The 18,313-nt window shown below is 31.5% G+C and carries 13 protein-coding genes and 1 other annotated feature; of the genes, 6 read left to right on the top strand and 7 right to left on the bottom strand.

All coding sequences use genetic code 11. The annotated features are described in order from the left end of the window. Positions 1–98 precede the first annotated feature (98 nt). On the top strand, positions 99–809 hold the full coding sequence (dapD, locus tag ACREWB_RS07445; RefSeq protein WP_431546833.1) for a 2,3,4,5-tetrahydropyridine-2,6-dicarboxylate N-acetyltransferase: 711 nt from the start codon (positions 99–101) through the stop codon (positions 807–809). Between the two features lie 281 nt (positions 810–1,090). On the opposite strand, the gene ACREWB_RS07440 is transcribed toward dapD, so the two are convergent. Together ACREWB_RS07440 and pdaB are read right to left on the bottom strand one after the other, a co-directional pair. Then, positions 1,091–1,780, bottom strand: a complete 690-nt coding sequence (locus ACREWB_RS07440) for a single-stranded DNA-binding protein (protein WP_431546832.1) — start codon at positions 1,778–1,780, stop codon at positions 1,091–1,093. A gap of 183 nt (positions 1,781–1,963) precedes the next feature. Beyond that, the gene (gene pdaB / locus ACREWB_RS07435; RefSeq protein WP_431546831.1) at positions 1,964–2,713 is read right to left on the bottom strand and encodes a polysaccharide deacetylase family sporulation protein PdaB; all 750 of its coding nucleotides are present in this window, start codon (positions 2,711–2,713) and stop codon (positions 1,964–1,966) included. Between the two features lie 210 nt (positions 2,714–2,923). Here pdaB and ACREWB_RS07430 point away from each other — a divergent pair, with 210 nt between their 5' ends. Next, positions 2,924–3,451: a DUF4364 family protein gene (locus tag ACREWB_RS07430; RefSeq protein WP_431546830.1), complete on the top strand. Its 528-nt coding sequence runs from the start codon at positions 2,924–2,926 to the stop codon at positions 3,449–3,451. A 22-nt stretch (positions 3,452–3,473) separates the two neighbouring features. Here the strand turns inward: ACREWB_RS07430 and ACREWB_RS07425 are convergent, their stop codons facing one another. The 3 genes from ACREWB_RS07425 to ACREWB_RS07415 form a co-directional block, all read right to left on the bottom strand. Further along, entirely contained in the window at positions 3,474–4,355 is an 882-nt protein-coding gene (locus ACREWB_RS07425; protein WP_431546829.1) for a YncE family protein, read from the bottom strand. Between the two features lie 140 nt (positions 4,356–4,495). Continuing rightward, positions 4,496–5,851 (bottom strand): bifunctional folylpolyglutamate synthase/dihydrofolate synthase, encoded by a 1,356-nt coding sequence (locus ACREWB_RS07420; protein ID WP_431546828.1) that lies wholly within the window; start codon positions 5,849–5,851, stop codon positions 4,496–4,498. 116 nt (positions 5,852–5,967) lie between these two features. Continuing rightward, positions 5,968–8,610 (bottom strand): valine--tRNA ligase, encoded by a 2,643-nt coding sequence (locus ACREWB_RS07415; RefSeq protein ID WP_431546827.1) that lies wholly within the window; start codon positions 8,608–8,610, stop codon positions 5,968–5,970. Positions 8,611–8,680: 70 nt separating this feature from the next. Continuing rightward, positions 8,681–8,908 (bottom strand) — a binding site (T-box leader). Between the two features lie 143 nt (positions 8,909–9,051). On the opposite strand from ACREWB_RS07415, the gene ACREWB_RS07410 reads away from it, so the two are divergent. Next, positions 9,052–10,074: an ABC transporter substrate-binding protein gene (locus ACREWB_RS07410; RefSeq protein ID WP_431546826.1), complete on the top strand. Its 1,023-nt coding sequence runs from the start codon at positions 9,052–9,054 to the stop codon at positions 10,072–10,074. A gap of 330 nt (positions 10,075–10,404) precedes the next feature. Here ACREWB_RS07410 and ACREWB_RS07405 read toward each other — a convergent pair whose 3' ends face one another. Further along, positions 10,405–14,685, bottom strand: a complete 4,281-nt coding sequence (locus ACREWB_RS07405) for an acyl-CoA dehydratase activase-related protein (RefSeq protein WP_431546825.1) — start codon at positions 14,683–14,685, stop codon at positions 10,405–10,407. A 383-nt stretch (positions 14,686–15,068) separates the two neighbouring features. Between ACREWB_RS07405 and ACREWB_RS07400 the strand changes: the two genes are divergently transcribed. From ACREWB_RS07400 to ACREWB_RS07390, 3 genes are all read left to right on the top strand, one after another. Next, on the top strand, positions 15,069–15,839 hold the full coding sequence (locus ACREWB_RS07400) for an ABC transporter ATP-binding protein (RefSeq protein ID WP_431546824.1): 771 nt from the start codon (positions 15,069–15,071) through the stop codon (positions 15,837–15,839). Beyond that, a complete protein-coding gene (locus ACREWB_RS07395; RefSeq protein WP_431546823.1) occupies positions 15,823–16,623 on the top strand; it encodes an ABC transporter permease in 801 nt (266 codons plus the stop codon). Before ACREWB_RS07400 ends, ACREWB_RS07395 begins: the two co-directional genes overlap by 17 nt. A gap of 127 nt (positions 16,624–16,750) precedes the next feature. Next, entirely contained in the window at positions 16,751–17,107 is a 357-nt protein-coding gene (locus tag ACREWB_RS07390; protein ID WP_431546822.1) for a tetratricopeptide repeat protein, read from the top strand. 30 nt (positions 17,108–17,137) lie between these two features. On the opposite strand, the gene ACREWB_RS07385 is transcribed toward ACREWB_RS07390, so the two are convergent. Then, a complete protein-coding gene (locus tag ACREWB_RS07385; RefSeq protein WP_431546821.1) occupies positions 17,138–18,286 on the bottom strand; it encodes a transglutaminase-like domain-containing protein in 1,149 nt (382 codons plus the stop codon). Positions 18,287–18,313 lie beyond the last annotated feature (27 nt).

Genomic DNA, 18,313 nt, shown 5'->3' with positions numbered 1-18,313 from the left:
GTTGGTTTTGCTATATGCTTTATAGATAAATTTGTTTTATGTAAATGTATAAAAACAACAATTTGACTTAATACTTAGAGTACGAGAGGAGAAAAATTATGAATTATGATTTAACAGATCCATATGAAATTGCAAGGTATATAAAAGAAGCTAAAAAAGCTACTCCACTTAAGATATATATCGATGGAGATTTATCACAATGCCAATTTGGAAATATAGAGAATTTTGGAAGTGGAAGTTTCTATATACTTTTTGGAGAAAGTACAGAGGTATCAGATTTTTTAATAAAGTATAAAGACAAAATTAAAAAATTTAAACTTGAACAAGACAGACGAAACTCTGCCATTCCACTAATTGACATGAAAAACATTGATGCAAGAATTGAACCAGGTGCGATTATAAGAGATAAGGTTACCATAGGTAAAAATGCCGTTATAATGATGGGTGCTGTAATTAACATAGGCGCTGAAATTGGCGATGAAACTATGATTGATATGAATGCTGTTGTAGGTGCAAGAGGAAAACTTGGCAGACGGGTCCATTTAGGTGCAGGTGCCGTAGTTGCTGGAGTTCTAGAACCACCTAACAAAAACCCTTGTGAAATCGGAGACAATGTACTAATTGGTGCAAATGCTGTAATACTCGAAGGTGTGAAAATTGGAAACAACTCTGTAGTTGCAGCAGGATCCGTAGTTGTAAATGACGTTCCTGAAAATGTTGTAGTTGCTGGAACTCCAGCAAAAATAATAAAAAATGTTGATAATGGTACTAAAGAAAAAACTAAACTGCTTGACGATTTAAGAGGTTAAAAAAGGGCAAGTATTACTACAAATGCAATTCACTGTGCTAAGTAATTCTAAACCGATTTTAATGAAAAATGCTAAAAAGTACAAACTCGCTACCCCTTAGTATTCCTCATGGGGGCACAACAATTCTCAATTGTTGTGTGCTCAAACATGTACTTTTCTTAACGCATTCTTCATTAAAATCAATTTGAATTACTAAAGCTTGTTCATATGCATTTTACGTATTACTTGCTTCTTTAACATATTAAATGAATCCAATGGGACTGTATGAAATGAAAATAATACTATATAACGTCTAGAGCATCAAAATTATGCTCCTCATCATTCATATCTGATTCTTCTATATTTTCACCATCTTTATTGACTTTTTCCATTTTGGATATAGATACTTCATATGCCACTTTTTTTATAACTTCATCCTCTGATAATTTCTTTTGGTATTCTCTACTTTGAAGTCTCCCCCAGATTCTTATATTATCCCCTACTTCAAGACTTTTGCAAAATCTAGAATTTCTCCCCCAAGCAATTGTAGGTATATAATCAGATTTATTATACAATCTGTTAACTGCTAGTAACATATCCGCAATCTCTCTTCCAAAAGGAGTCGTCCTATATATTGGGCTTTTACAAATAAATCCATCTAAAAATATTTGATTTGGATTTTTACTGCGTTCTTCACAAATTTTTATATCTCTAGCAAATACCGTTAAAATCAATCTATTAGATCCATCAACAAATTTATTATAGGATCTAAGCTGGCCTTCCACTATAAATTCATTTCCTATTTTGATATCAATACCTGCAATTAATCTTTCTGAGATTGTTATAGTTAAAATATCCGTTGTTTCACTTAATCTCCAAACCTCAAAATCAAATACATAAAATCCTTCCCCATACATTTCATGACTAAATTTTAACTCAGATACAATCTTTCCTTCTAAATAAATCTTGTTATTTAACATAATATTATCCATTCATAACCCCTCTTTCCCTTAGTTTTTTTTAATAAGCTTTCCTTAGAATATAAGTATTCAGTTTTATAATGTAATATACCTAATACTGAGATAATTTTGTTAGTATGTATTTTGCCAAAATTATCACTTATTGGTATTTACATTATAATACAAATACATAATAATTACCAATACATTTAATATTTATTTTTGTATTTGTTTTCCTGAGCCATTTATATAATAATTACTTTTATATATAAGGTCTGATATTTTAACAAATTCATAACCCTCAGCTTTTAAATAATCTAAAATTTTAGGCAAATTTTCTGGTGTATATTTTGCATTATTATGAAATAAAAGTATGGATCCTGGCTTAGTTTTCTTTACTATTCTATTATACTCAATTTCTGCCCCTTGTTCTTTCCAATCAATACTATCAACATCCCATTGAATGCACTTATGATTTGTAGATTCTACGGTTTCAACTACTAAATTGTTATACTCGCCAGATGGGCATCTAAAAACCGTGGTTCCTTGCCCTGTTATAGACATTATTTTAGCATCCGTTATGGCTATTTCATTAATCATTTTCTCTTTAGATATTGTAGTCATCATAGGATGCTTATTAGAATGATTTCCTATTTCATGCCCACTTTCATACATGATCTTTAACTTATCCGGATACTGATCTATCCACGCGCCCACTATAAAAAATGTTGCTTTAGCATTGTACTTGTCTAATATTTTTAGTATATCACCTGTTTTATCCTCCCCCCAACTTACATCAAATGATATTGCAATCTTTTTCTCTTTAGTATCTACGTTGTAAATTGGTAATCTGCGTTGTTCACCAAAAAAAATACCACTGATTTTTGTGTTATAAACACCTAAAGCCCCTAAAATGCCAATAAAAAGCAAACAAAATACTACTAACACTTTCTTTATATAATTCATCCTCTGCCACTTCCTCCTTACATCCCCTGTATATTTATACTTAAATTTATATTCTAAAAATTATTATATATGTATAATTCTATTTATATAATTATTAAAAATAAAAAACACCAATAAGTATTAGTGTTTTTTATGTTATAATATATATAGTTAATTTTATAGATAGTCATAATTGTTTTGTTCGCATGTAGACTACAAGGAGGAAGAGATATGTTTGAAGATGCTTTAGAACTCGCTGAAAATAAGCTTCTTTTACTTTATATATTTTACAAAATAAAGCTCCCTATTTCTAATATTCAAATAACGCAAATCATCCTAGAAAATAATTTTATAAATTATTTTACATTACAACAATATATAACTGAACTCATAGCATCTAACTTGCTTTTGCATAATGAAAAGCAAGGCAAACATAGATTAGTCATTACCCCAAAGGGAAATAATGTTCTATCCTTATTTAAAGACAGAATTTCTGAAAATAAGATACAACTTATTGATGACTACTTGAAAGCTCATCTTGACAATATCAAAAAAGAGCTAAGAGTTAGCGCTGATTATACAATAGAAAACAGCAATAATTATTTAGTTAATCTAACTGCATCAGAAGATACTTTTACACTTATAGACATTAAACTTAGTGTTGCTTCTAACAAGCGTGCACGAGCTCTGTGTGCTAAGTGGAAAGACAATCCATCAGAGCTTTATACTAAGATAATAAACCTTCTTATTGATGACTAATCTTCTATAGAAGCTTAATCTTCTATAGAAGTGCCATTCCTGTAGGTTCTCCGCCAATAGTAATGGCTTTTTTATTTTCAGTTATTTTATCAATCCGAATAAGTAAGTTATTATAATTATCACCTACATACAAATATTTTTCATCTTCGTGTATTCCTCTAGGCATGCCTCCAACTTCTATTTTTTCTATCTCTTTATAATTATTTATATCTACTATACTCACGGTACCATCTCCAAAATTTGATACATAGCAAAATCTTTCATTAAAATACATGTCTACAGGTGAATTACCAACGGGTATTTTATATAATACATTAAAGTTCTTTAATGAAATAATACTTATACTTCCCTTGCTATCCATACCTATGTTGCTCTCACAAACTAAAATATAATTTCCATCCGCGGTAATTACTGCTTTAGTAGGATAAGCTCCCACCCTAATGCTTTTAATATTTCCATTTTGTGCACAATCAATTATTGTAATGCTATCGCTATTCATATTTGCTACTATAATAATATTTTTCTTTTTACAAATATATATACTATGTGGTAAATTCCCACAAGGTATTGCTTCTACAATGTGATTTTTTGCTAAATCAAATACTATTATGTCATCAGAATCTCCACAAAGAACATAAACTTTATTATCATACACTGATAAATCATTACAGTGCATTCCTATAAAATAACTTTCAGTTTCATAACTATTAATGTTGACCATAGAAATACTATTATCATAGCTGTTAGCTGTTATAATTTTATTTTCATGAATATATATACCATGAGGACCAATTCTTTTGAGACTATCTTTACCTAGATATATTTTTTCTTCTTCTATAAACAAATCCAAATTAACTTTTGATATGCAATCTGACGAAGTATTACATACATATAGCTTTCTCAAATTCATCACCCCCTCACATCCATAATATGAAAATAGTAATAATATGCTAACAATCTTTTATTAAAATTTAATTATAAATGCTAAAAAAAAAGACACATATTAAATTATAATATGTGTCTTTTGCTTTTTTTAAAAAACTATTAATAGTTATGTTTATTTCGTATAATCCTTCTCATATCTCCCGCCATATATAACGAACCTGCTACTAGTACTAAATCCTCTTCCTGACAATAGCTGAGAGCTTTTTCATAAGCCTTCTCATAATTTTCAATGGACTCACAGTTAGTGGTATACTTTTCCACTTGAACTTTTAGTTCTTCTGAAAGCTCTGCCCGTATGCTATGGGGTGTAACTGCAATAACTCTACTTACCTTTGGTACTATAGTTTTTATCATCTCTTCAACTTGTTTATCCGCAAGAATTCCTAAAATTAATATTATCTTATTGTAGTCAAAATACATGTCAATACTTTCGGTAAGGTTTTTTATACCATCTATATTATGTGCTCCATCTATAACAACTAATGGTTTTTGATGCATTACCTCAAGCCTTACTGGCCATTTAACTGTTTTTAGACCTGTTAATATATTCTCTTTATTTACTGTAACCCCTTGCAAAATAAGTTCCTCTATAACATGTACTGCCACGCAGCAGTTTAGTACTTGATGCTTTCCAAGGAGTGACAAATCAATAATATAATCATTATTTTTTGTAGTTTTAATTTCTATTTTTTGTGTTATCGCTTTGTTATCGGTATATATCGTTCCTTCTACCTGTGTGATTGCAATTTGTTTTAAATTCTCTTTACCTAAATATACAGCTGAATTTCTTGGTACTTTTATTAATTTACATTTTTTTAAAGTACATATTCTTTCGATTACTTCTTCACTTTGTTTTTCCTGAGGAAACATAATTACAGGAATTCCTTCCTTAATTATTCCTGCTTTTTCATAAGCGATTTTATCCAAGGTATCTCCGAGTATTTGAGTATGGTCTAAACTAATGGAAGTAATAACACTTAAAACAGGTATAATTACATTTGTTGAGTCAAGTCTTCCTCCAAGCCCTACTTCAACAATTGCAAAATCTATTTTCTTCTGAAAAAAGTATAAAAAACCTGCACAGGTTATAATTTCAAACTCTGTTGGATTACTATACCCTAGTTCCACTACCTTTTCTACTGCACTAGAAACCTCTGTTACAATATGACTTAAATCATCTTTAGATATATTTTTATTATTTATTTGAATCCGTTCTTCAAATTCTTCAATAAACGGAGAGGTATATGTACCTATATTATATCCAGCTTCCACTAAAATGTTAGCTACCATAGCAGTTGTTGACCCTTTTCCATTAGTTCCTGCAATATGTACACACTTTATTTTTTTATGTGGATTTCCTAAAAGCTCTAATATTTTTTCTGTTCTTTCAAGACCAAGTTTGCTGCCAAATTTAGCTGTGTTTTTTATGTATTCCATAGACTCAGTATAATTCATATTTATCTTTCCTTTCAAAATAGGTTAAGAACGGTTAATTCATCGTTTGCAGTGCTACACTTTTTTTAAAGTTCTCCTATGTTTCATTAAAACATAGGAGAACTTCAAATTAAAGCTTATTTTAGATTTTCTATACTTTGAATTACTGAATTGTACATTTCTTGATATTTAACGCCTTTAGCTCTTTCTTCCTCAACTACTTCTACTGGAGCTTTATCTGTAAATCTTTTATTATCAAGTTTCTTCTCTACTCTTTCAATTTCTTTTGCTAATTTTTCTTTTTCTTTATTTAATCTTTCTAATTCTTTTTCTAAGTCTACAAGTTCAAGTAGTGGCATATAAACCTCTGCGCCTTTAGTTACTACTGTAACTACATTTTCTGGTACTTCATCTTTGGAATTTAAAAATACTACCTCACTTGCTGATGCTAGTTTTTGAAAATATACCATTCCTTGTTCAAAGGCTTCTTTTTTTTCTGTTGCATAGATAAATGTTTTTGCTTTTCTTGAAGGTGGTACATCCATATCTGCTCTAGCATTTCTTACATCCTTTATAGCTTCTATAATATAGTTCATACACTCTTCAGCTTTTTCATCTTTAAGAACTTCTTCATACTCTGGCCATTTAGCAATAGTTATAGATTCATATTCATTGTCTAAATGAGTATAAATTTCCTCTGTTATAAATGGCATAACAGGATGAAGAAGTTTAAGTCCAGTTTTGAGTACAGTGTTTAATACATTTAATACTATACCCTTCGACTCCCCATCTTCCGCATATAGTACTGGCTTAACAAGCTCAATATACCAATCACAGAATTCTGTCCACATAAAATCATGAGTCTTTTGAAGAGCTATTCCTATTTCAAACTTTTCGATGTTTTCTGTAACTTCGTATGCTACAGTGTTCATCCTTGACAATATCCACTTGTCCGCTACACTGTAGTTTTTATTATCTTTGTACTTGTTCATTAACTCATCATTTACATTCATCATAACAAATCTAGATGCATTCCAAATTTTATTTGCAAAATTCCTTGCTGCCTCAACTCTTGACTCAAAGAATCTCATGTCACTGCCTGGTGCATTTCCTGTAGCAAGTGAGAATCTTAGTGCATCTGCACCGTATTTTTCTATTACTTCAAGTGGGTCTGTACCATTCCCAAGAGACTTAGACATTTTTCTTCCCTGATCATCTCTAACCATTCCATGCATTAATACCGTTTCAAAAGGTACTTCTTTTAAATTATAAAGCCCTGAAAAAATCATCCTTGCAACCCAAAAGAATATAATATCGTATCCTGTTATAAGCACACTTGTTGGATAAAAATATTTTAAGTCCTCTGTATCACTAGGCCAACCAAGTGTTGAGAAAGGCCATAATGCTGAGCTAAACCAAGTATCAAGAACATCTTTATCTTGCTCCAAATTTTTACTATTACATTTAGTACAGTTTGTTGGCTCAGTTGAAGCAACAATTATTTCCCCACAATCTTTGCAATACCATACTGGAATTCTATGTCCCCACCACAATTGTCTTGATATACACCAATCTTGAATATTTTCCATCCAATTGAAATAGGTTTTTTCAAATCTCTCTGGAACAAATTTGGTTTTCTTTTCCCGTACAGCATCTATAGCTGGCTTTGCAAGTGATTCCATCTTAACATACCATTGTTTCGATAACAGTGGCTCTACAGTGGTAGAACATCTATCGTGGGTGCCTACATTATGAGCGTGGTCTTTTATTTTAACCAGTAGCCCTTGCTTATCTAAATCTTCTACAATAACCACTCTTGCCTCATATCTGTCAAGACCTGAATACTTCCCATAACCTTCACATATCGTTGCATTTTCATTCAAAACCACTATTTCAGGTAGATTATGTCTCTTTCCGATTTGGAAGTCATTAGGATCATGTGCTGGAGTGATTTTAACTGCACCTGTACCAAACTCTAAATCAACATAATCATCCGCAACTATTGGTATTTCTCTATTTACTATAGGAAGAATTATTTTCTTACCTACTAAATGTGCATAACGAGGATCTTTAGGGTTTACAGCAACTGCTGTGTCTCCAAGCATAGTTTCCGGCCTTGTGGTAGCTATTTCTAAAAATTCATCACTACCTGCTATTGGATATTTTATATGCCAAAAATAACCTTTCTGTTCTTCAAATACTATTTCTGCATCAGAAATTGCTGTCATACATTTAGGGCACCAGTTTGTTATCCTATTCCCCTGATAAATAAGTCCCTCTTTATATAATTTAACAAAAACTTCTCTTACTGCGTGATTTAAATTCTCATCCATAGTAAAGCTTTCCCTTGTAAAGTCGGCAGAACAACCCATCTTCTTTAATTGACCTCTTATTTTCTCTCTATATTCATCAGTCCATTCCCAAACTTTTTCAAGGAATGCTTCCCTTCCCATTTCTTTTTTCTTTAGACCCTGTTTTAAAAGTTCATTTTCAACCTTTACTTCTGTTGCAATACTAGCATGGTCTTGTCCTGGAAGCCACAAAGTGCTATATCCTTGCATTCTTTTAGTTCTTATTAAAATATCTTGGAGGGTATTATCAAGAGCATGCCCTAAATGTAACTTTCCTGTAATATTTGGTGGTGGCATCATAATAGTAAAGGGTTTTTTATTTTTATCTACCTCAGGTGTAAAGTACCCACTCTCTTCCCACCAAGCGTAAAGTCTTTCTTCAAAATCTTTTGGGTCATAATTCTTAGCAATATTATTATTTTCTTCCATAATTAATTCCTCCTTATTTTTAATATCTCTAATTTTCTAATTTTCAAAAAACAAAAAGAGCCTTCGTCTATTAAAGGACGAAGAACTCGCGGTACCACCTTTTTTCCTGCAAATCTACAGACTCTTTACAATTTAACGATTAAGATAACCGTCTTTGTCTACTACTCATAATCTTACAAATTCAACAAAGAAGCTCCGAAGCTACCTTCAAGGTTTTTCATATAGAAGATCTTACAGCCTATGGATCTTCCTCTCTTAATATTAGTTTTCCTTTACTCCTCTTCATCTAAGCTTTTAAAATTTTTATAATTTTTTCATTTATATTATATTATACACCTTAGTATTTATATGTCAATGTATTTAATTTTTTATTTAAAAAGTCACATCTACATAATTTTTCATATTATAAACTAGTAACAAATTTATAATATGGAGGTATCTATGAAGATAAAAAAACTCTCAATCCTTTCCCTACTTCTCTCACTTGCCTTAATAATCGCTTTACTTTCTGGATGTAAGAAAAATAATAATGAAGATTTAGTAAAAGTAAAATTAAATGAAGTAGTTCGTTCTATTTTCTATGCTCCTATGTATGCGTCCATTTCCGAAGGTTTCTTTAAAGAAGAAGGCATTGAAATTGACCTTTCAACTGGTCAAGGAGCAGACAAAACCATGCAACAAGTTTTAAGTAATGCTGTAGATATAGGTTTCAGTGGACCAGAACAGGTTATTTACATCTACAATCAAAACCGCGCTGATTATCCCGTTATTTTCGGACAATTAACACAAAAAGATGGTGCTTTCCTTGTAGCTAGAAATGCTGAAGCAAATTTCAACTGGGAATCCTTAAAGGGTAAAACTATAATAGGCGGAAGACCTGGTGGCGTACCTGAAATGGCTTTAGAGTATGTTTTAAGGAATCATGGCATTGACCCTACTAGCGATATTGAACTTATTACCAACTTAGCTTTCACAGCTACTGCTGGTGCTTTTAAGGGTGGCACAGGTGATTACGTATCTCTTTTCGAACCAACTGCTAGCTTACTCAAAAAAGATAATTCTGGACATATTGTAGCCTCCATAGGAGCTTCTGCTGGAACCATGCCTTATACCTGTTTTTATGCTACACAATCTTATATAGAAAAGAACCCAGAAATGATTGAAAAATTTACTAGAGCAATTTATAAAGGTCAAAAATGGGTAAATAGTCACTCTGATGCAGAAGTAGTCAGTTCAATTAAGTCCTACTTCCCCGGTGCAGATGAGGCAATACTTGTTGACTCTATTAAAAACTACAGGAATATAGATGCTTTTTCACCAGATCCAATATTAAAATCTGATGACTTAACAAGACTTATGGATATTATCCAATCCTACAAAGCAGATTTAATTCCTCAAAGGCCAGCATTTGATAAAATTGTCAACAATAGCTTTGCAGAAAAAGTAGTAAAAGATCTAAAATAAAGTCTATAAAATGAAGGTTCATCATTTAGGGGTGTTCCGATAGTCGATAATTCGTTAACAGGCTCTAAATGCCGAACCTTCATAAATTATAGTTACTTATATATATTCACATACATCTCCCCAGTAATGAAAACTTTACTTAATCACCCGAGGAAGCATAATTTATTATGCCTTCCTAAGAAGTCTTCATAATACTGCTCAGAACTAACAAGTATGAAATCTCACCGAAGTGACTTGCAATGCGAAACGATAAAACTTTAGAATTCCTTAATGGAATTTCACGTTTTGAGTTCGCATTGCAAGCCACGAAGGTGAGACTTCATACTTTTCTTAGTCCACCTTTTTGTCACTAGCTACCTCGCCATGAGCATGTTCAATTTCTACATTACTCTCAAGGTTTTTGAATGCAACAGACATCATTAGTTTTATCCTATTAATTTGATTTACTTCACTAGCACCTGGGTCATAATCTATAGCCGTAATATTAGCGCCCGGATACCTTCTCTTTAACTCTTTAATCATTCCTTTTCCTGTAACATGATTAGGAAGACAAGCAAAAGGCTGCATACATATTATATTTTTCGTTCCACTTTCAATAAGCTCAACCATTTCAGCAGTCAAGAACCACCCCTCACCTGTTTGATTACCTAGTGATAAAATAGGCGAAGCCCCATCAGCTAATTCATGTATAGTTTTGGGAGCATGAAATCTTGTGCTTTTATCTAAAACTGATTTCATGTGTTTTCTAAAACTTTCTATATATCCAATAGCCAAATTATTTAGTATTTTATCTTTTTTGCTCTTGCCCAAATATTTATATTTAAAATTAGCATCATAGGCGCAGTATAAGAAAAAGTCAATAAAGTCTGGCATAACCGCCTCTCCACCTTCATTTTCAATAACATCTATAATGTTATTATTAGCTGTAGGATGGAACTTAACTAAAATTTCCCCCACTAAACCTACCTGAGGCTTTAAAATATTTTTAAGTTCTAAATTATCAAACTGTGCTACTATAGCAGAAACATTCTTTTTATACTCCCTACTACTGCCATTTACTACAGATGCTTTACATGTTTTTACCCATTTTTCATATAGTATATTTGCTGAACCCAGTACCCTCTCATAAGGTCTAACTTTGTACAAAACCCGCATAAGCAAATCCCCATATACTAAAGCCATTATTGATTTTTTAACCAATGAGTAAGAAAATTTAAAACCTGGATTTGACTCAAGACCAGATGCATTTAGTGATACAACTGGAACTTTTGGGAACCCTGCTTCCTTAAGTGCCTTCCTAAGAAATCCAATATAGTTTGTTGCTCTACAGCCCCCACCAGTCTGAGAAATTATAACTGAGGTATTTTCTATATCATATTTTCCTGATTTTAAGGCTTCAATTATTTGTCCTACTACAATTATTGTAGGATAACAAGCATCATTATTTACATATTTCAAGCCTTCCTCTACAGCTTTTATATCTACCGAAGGTAATATTTCTAAATTGTAACCTGATGAATTAAAGGCTTCTTGTACAAATTGAAAGTGTATTGGAGACATTTGGGGAGATAGAATCGTGTGTTTTTTTCTCATTTCCTTAGTGAAAATAATTCTATTGTAAACCTCCCCAGTTTTTATAGGAAGAATTCCATTTATGTCTCTTTCATTAAGAGCTGCCTTTAAGGATCTAATTCTAATTCTTGCTGCCCCCAGATTATTCCCTTCATCAATTTTTAAAGTTGTAAATATCTTTCCATTATTCGCTAAAATCTCCTGAACTTGATCCGTAGTAACTGCATCAAGCCCACACCCAAATGAATTAAGTTGAACAAGCTCAATATTGGGTTCACTTGCTACAAAACTAGCTGCTGCATATAACCTTGAATGATATACCCACTGATCTACTGTTCTTAAAGGTCTTAAAACTTTACCTAAATGAGCTACAGAATCCTCAGTAAGTACAGGCATATCAAAGTCTGTCAGTACGCTAGGAATTCCATGATTAATTTCCGGGTCTATATGATATGGCCTACCAGCTAAAACTATACCCCTTTTCCCAGTTCGCCTAATATATTCAACAACTTCTTCGCCCTTACTTTGAATGTCCAATTTTACCTTTTCAGTTTCAATCCATGCCTTTTTAGCAGCTTTAGCAATCTCACTTTTATGGATAGCAAAGCATGCTAACTCATCAGTTAATCTATTAACTAATTCTTTACTATTGTCTAAAGATATAAAAGGACAAAGAAATTTAATATTTCGTTCCTTCAAAATATCCATATTATTTTTTATTACCTCAGGATATGAAGTTACAATAGGACAATTATAATGATCATCAGCTCCCGGTTGCTCTTTTTTCTCATAGGGAATGCAAGGATAGAATATAGTTTCTATTCCCCTATTTATAAGACTCATTATATGTCCATGTACTATTTTAGCAGGGTAACAAGCCGATTCTGATGGTATAGTCTCTATTCCCATTTCATATACCACTTTAGAAGATCTCTCTGATAACTCCACCCTAAATCCTAAATTAGTAAAGAAGGTAAACCAAAATGGATAATTTTCATATAGGTTAAGCACTCTAGGAATACCTATTACCCCTCTATAAGCTTGTTCCTTTTTTAGTGGAATATAATCGAATATCCTTTTATATTTATAGTCATAAACATTAGGTATTTCATCTTTTTTAGTACTCTTACCCAGTGCTTTTTCACAGCGATTACCAGATATAAATACCCTTTTCTTGTCAAATTTATTAATTGTAAGAAGACATTGATTTGCACATTGCTTACATCTACCCATTGTAGTTTCTACAGTAAATTTATCCAATTCGTCTACTGATAATAATGTAGTGTTTTTACCTTTTTCAGTTCTTTCTCTTGCAATAAGCGCAGCCCCAAAAGCACCCATTAAACCTGCAATGTCTGGTCTAACTGCTTCTCTCTCTGAAATAATTTCAAAAGCCCTAAGTACTGCACTATTATAAAAGGTTCCTCCTTGAACAATCAGCTTTTTACCCATATCCTTTGGATCTCTTATCTTAATAACCTTAAGCAGTGCATTTTTTATGACTGAATAAGAAAGTCCTGCTGATATATCCCCTACAGATGCACCTTCCTTTTGAGCCTGCTTAACTCTTGAATTCATAAACACAGTACATCTTGAACCTAAGTCCACTGGGCTTTTAGCATGTAATGCTACTGCTGCAAAATCTTCTATTTCCATATTTAAAGAATGAGCAAATGTTTCTATAAAAGACCCACAACCAGATGAACAAGCTTCATTTAGCATTATACTATCAATAACACCATTTTTTATTTTTAAACATTTCATATCTTGTCCACCAATATCTAATATAAAATCTACTCCCGGTAAAAAGAATTCGGCTGCCTTGTAATGAGCTATAGTTTCAATTTCTCCAATGTCTACTTTTAAAGCCGCCATTATTAAACCTTCACCATAACCCGTTACTGCTGAATTCAAGATAATTGCATCCTTAGGTAAAATAGTATATAACTCTTTTAATATTTTTCTAACTTGCTCTAGTGGATTACCCTCATTTCCTCCATAGTAAGAATATAAAAGTGCACCTTCATCATCTATAAGAGTGACTTTAGTAGTTGTAGAACCAGCATCTATCCCTAAAAAACAATTCCCACTATAACTAGATAATTCTCTTCTTGCAACCTTATATTGGCTTTGTCTTTCATTAAAAACATCTAGCTCCTCTTGATCCAAAAATAGCGGTCTAAGTCTTTGAATTTCATGACTAGTAGCCTCTTTTAATTTTGGAAGTTGTGCATTTAAATATTCAAAAGAAATCGTGGCCTCATCCTTTGATGCCATAGCAGCCCCTAGTGCAACAAATAGCTGAGAATCATTCGGAAAAATAATTTGCTCCGCTGTTAACTTTAAAGTTTCAATAAACCTCTGTCTAAGCTCGGACAAGAAATATAATGGTCCACCTAAAAATGCAACATTTCCTCTAATAGGTCTACCACAAGCAAGTCCACTAATAGTTTGATTAACTACTGCCTGAAAGATTGATACAGCAATATCTTCTCTTGCCGCACCTTCATTTAGCAAGGGTTGAATATCAGTTTTTGCGAAAACTCCACATCTAGCAGCAATAGGATATATAGTTTTATAGGCCTTCGCTAGTTCATTGAGCCCTGTTGCATCCGTTTGAAGAAGGGACGCCATCTGATCAATAAATGCACCAGTTCCACCAGCGCAAGTTCCATTCATTCTTTGATCAATACCTCCATCAAAGTATATGATTTTTGCATCTTCCCCACCAAGCTCTATAGCTACATTAGTTCTTGGAATAATATTTTCTATAGCATATGTGCTGGCTACCACTTCCTGCATAAATGGAATGCACAGCCATTTAGATAGAGCTAGTCCACCAGACCCAGTTACCATAATAGTAATATCACATTCCATAAAATTTCTATAAGCCTCATTTAAAAGGTCGGCTATTGTACTTTTTATATCAGAAAAATGCCTCTGATACTTGCTATATATTATTTTTTCTTGCTCATTAATAAGTACTATTTTAACAGTAGTTGATCCTACATCTAATCCAACATGTATTATTTTTTTCATAATTATCTTTTTTTCCCCCGCAAGTCAATATTTTTTTATATTTTATAACCCTGATTTTTAATTATATATGCTTATTTGCTAAAATTCAATCTTCATAATATTTGAAATTATATCATATTGCAATAAATAAAGCACTATTCCTATATCTATATCTTTATTCTTCAAAAATACAATTTATTTTATCTACTTTCACCTTCCTATATATAATTTCTATTAATTACATATTATTCATATTTTCTATAAATATCAACCTCATTCACAAAAAATTAATAATTGTTTTATTTGATTTTGAAACCTTTACTATTAGAAATCAAATTAAATGTGGTTAACAATACATTATTAAAACTCATATACTAAACTATACGTTGAAGGGAGATGATAAAGTGATTAAAGTAGAAATTAATAATATATCTATGAATTACCATTCTTTAACTGCAGAAACCCCTGCTTTAAATAATATTTCTTTTAGTGTACAAGAAGGACATTTTTTAAGCATTGTAGGTCCTTCTGGCTGTGGAAAATCTACGCTATTAAATATAATAGCAGGCTTAATTACTCCATCGTTTGGCGAAGTAATAATTAATCACCTTGATGATAGATCAAATTCAAAGATTGGGTATATGTTTCAAAAAGATCAACTATTCGACTGGTTAACTGTATGGGACAATGTGCTCTTAGGCCTTAAAATTAACCATCGTATTACAGATGACAATAAGGATATAGTAAAATCCCTTCTAATAAACTATAATCTCTGGGAATTTCGAAATCATCATCCTATGGAATTATCCGGAGGCATGCGTCAAAGGGTTGCTCTAATTAGAACCCTAGCACTTAGACCTGAAATATTACTTTTAGATGAACCTTTTTCAGCCTTAGACTATCAAACCAGATTAAATATTAGTGATGAAGTATACGCAATCATAAAAAAAGAAAAAAAAACTACTATAATGGTAACTCATGATATATCAGAGGCCATCTCTATGTCAGATGAAATTATTGTTCTTTCAAATCGCCCAGCAATAATTATTAAGAATATTCCTCTTGAATTCGGAGAAAATTTTTCTTATCCTTTAAAACGCAGAGAAGCTCCAAATTTCGGAGTTTATTTCAATGAAATTTGGAAGGAGTTGAATGTTAATGCTGATACAAAGTGATGAGCACAAAAATTATATTAAAAATTTAAAAAAGAAAAAATATTATATTGTTTTTACAAGAATCCTTATATTAATTATATTTTTCAGTTCCTGGGAAATAGCTGGAAGGCTTAACTTAATTGATACTTTCCTTACAAGCACTCCTTCAAAAATGTATAAATCATTTATGCAAATATATGCTGAAGGTACACTCCTAACTGCTATTTCCATAACCTGTTTTGAAACTATAATAGGATTTTTGCTAGGAACAATATTAGGCGCCATAATTGCAATATTATTATGGTGGTCTGATTTTGTTTCAAAAGTAATGGATCCATACCTTATAGTATTAAATGCACTACCTAAGGTAGCCCTTGCGCCTATTATTATATTTTGGGTAGGCAACGGAATAAAAGCAATAATAGTAATTGCTCTTTTAATATCAATTGTTGTAACTATAATAAGCATACTAAATGGTTTTAAAGAAGTGGATCAAGATAAAATCAAGCTTTTAAAAACCTTTGGAGCTTCTAAACTCCAAATATTAATTAATTTAATTATTCCTGCTTCTATCCCAACCCTCATTTCAGCACTTAAAATTAATGTTGGACTGTCATGGGTTGGTGTAATAATGGGTGAATTCTTAGTGGCTAAAAATGGTTTGGGATTCCTTATAATCTTTGGCGGTCAAATTTCTCAGCTAGATATGGTAATGATGAGTATAGTAATACTTTCTATCTTAGCTTACCTCATGTATGAGGTGGTTGCGTTTATAGAGAGAAAAGTTGTAAACAAAAATAAATAATATTTTGTTATAAGTGAATATTATTAAATCCCTTGGGCAGTATTTAAATGGAATAATAATTACAAAATAGCAATATATTTATTTAAATGCATTTATAACTATTAGAGACTATACGAGGAGGATATCAATGGATTATTTTCAAAAGGCTAACGACATATACAATACTAAGGATTACAACAAAGCAATAACTCTATATAAAAAAGCTGCTGAAATGAAAGATAATGAGGCTGGTGCACTTTATAATACAGCGGTATGTTTTATTCACCTAAAAGAATACGAAAAAGCAATTCCAATATTCCACGCGGCTATATCTTTACGTAAGGAAAGCAAATATTTTTTCAACTTAGCTTATTGCTATGCTATGTGCCTTAACAAGCCAAAAGCATTATATTACTTTAATACTGCTTGGTCACTAAATAATGATGATGAAGATTGCGAAAAGGCAATTAATTTATTATTAAAAAGCTATAGAATAGCCCCCTAATAAATTAGGGGGCTATTTTATATTTTATTTCTACCATTCTCCAGCTATACTTTCCTCTTTATGATCAATATCAAACCTTTCATTATCAAAATAGTCCCCACCAATTAAAAATGTAGGATCAACATCGATCCATCTATTTTCATCCTCAATGTACACTTGATTCCAAGCATGACTAACCCAATTACTTCCATTGAATCCTTGACCAGTTATAATTCTTACCTTTATATTATTAGCTTTACTCATGGCTGCAAAAAGGCAAGCATAATCAAAACATATTCCATTTCTTGAGTTAAAAGTTGGAATAGCCCCCGATTCAACTTTTAAATCATTATTTAATACTCTAGTTGCTTTTTCATCATCATAAACTATTTCACTACCCACCCATTTATATATAAGCTTTGCTTTTTTTATTGTGAGCTTTTCATCAGATACAAGGTTCATTGCAAACTTATCAATTTCTTCATTAGATTTAATACCTTGCTCTAGTGTAACTCCATTGTAATAAGTTATTACTTTTGAATTGTTAGGCAAACTATCCTGCGTGTTGTTCTGCAATTTGTTATCTGATTCAGTAGCTTCTTTTACTACAATCTTAAAGGAATCATTAACAATATTGGGAAGTCTTTTAGCAATTTTCGAATTAGTAAGCGGAATAACTACTTGTTTGGATATATAATTATATAATTGCGATTCTTCTAGATACTCATTATATGTATCAGTTATGTTAAGAAGGGATAAAAAATTCAATATAAAAGTAATGACAATTACATAGGTTAATGCCCTAGGCACTTGAAATATTGAACCCATAAATCTCTTAAAAAAAACACTTTTTGTTCTCATCTTATTCTCGATAGTATCAAACAGTGGATAAAAAGTAATTCTACTAATGAAATTAACTACATAACTTATTATGCTATAAATTACTGAAACTACTATTGGCATAAATAATACATAGATTACTAATGGTTTACTATTTATAAACTCTACAACTTGAATTGGTATAGATTCATATATTTTTTGGTACATGCCTTCATTATGATGAATAAAAACTTTTTTGGTAAAGTAAATACCTAAAAATAATGAAGTTAAAAAAGAAACACTACCAATAATCCCCTGAATTGATCCTTTTAAATCTTGAGATGAAAATTTAAATATAAACCCCTGAATTATCGGGTACATAAACACTAATAATAAAACTAAAGTTAG

It is taken from the genome of Clostridium sp., from assembly GCF_050717635.1.
Classification (GTDB): Bacteria; Bacillota; Clostridia; order Clostridiales; family Clostridiaceae; genus Clostridium_AD.
The sequence above is the reverse complement of the archived record's forward strand: the minus strand, read 5'-3'. Positions and strand labels throughout refer to the sequence as shown.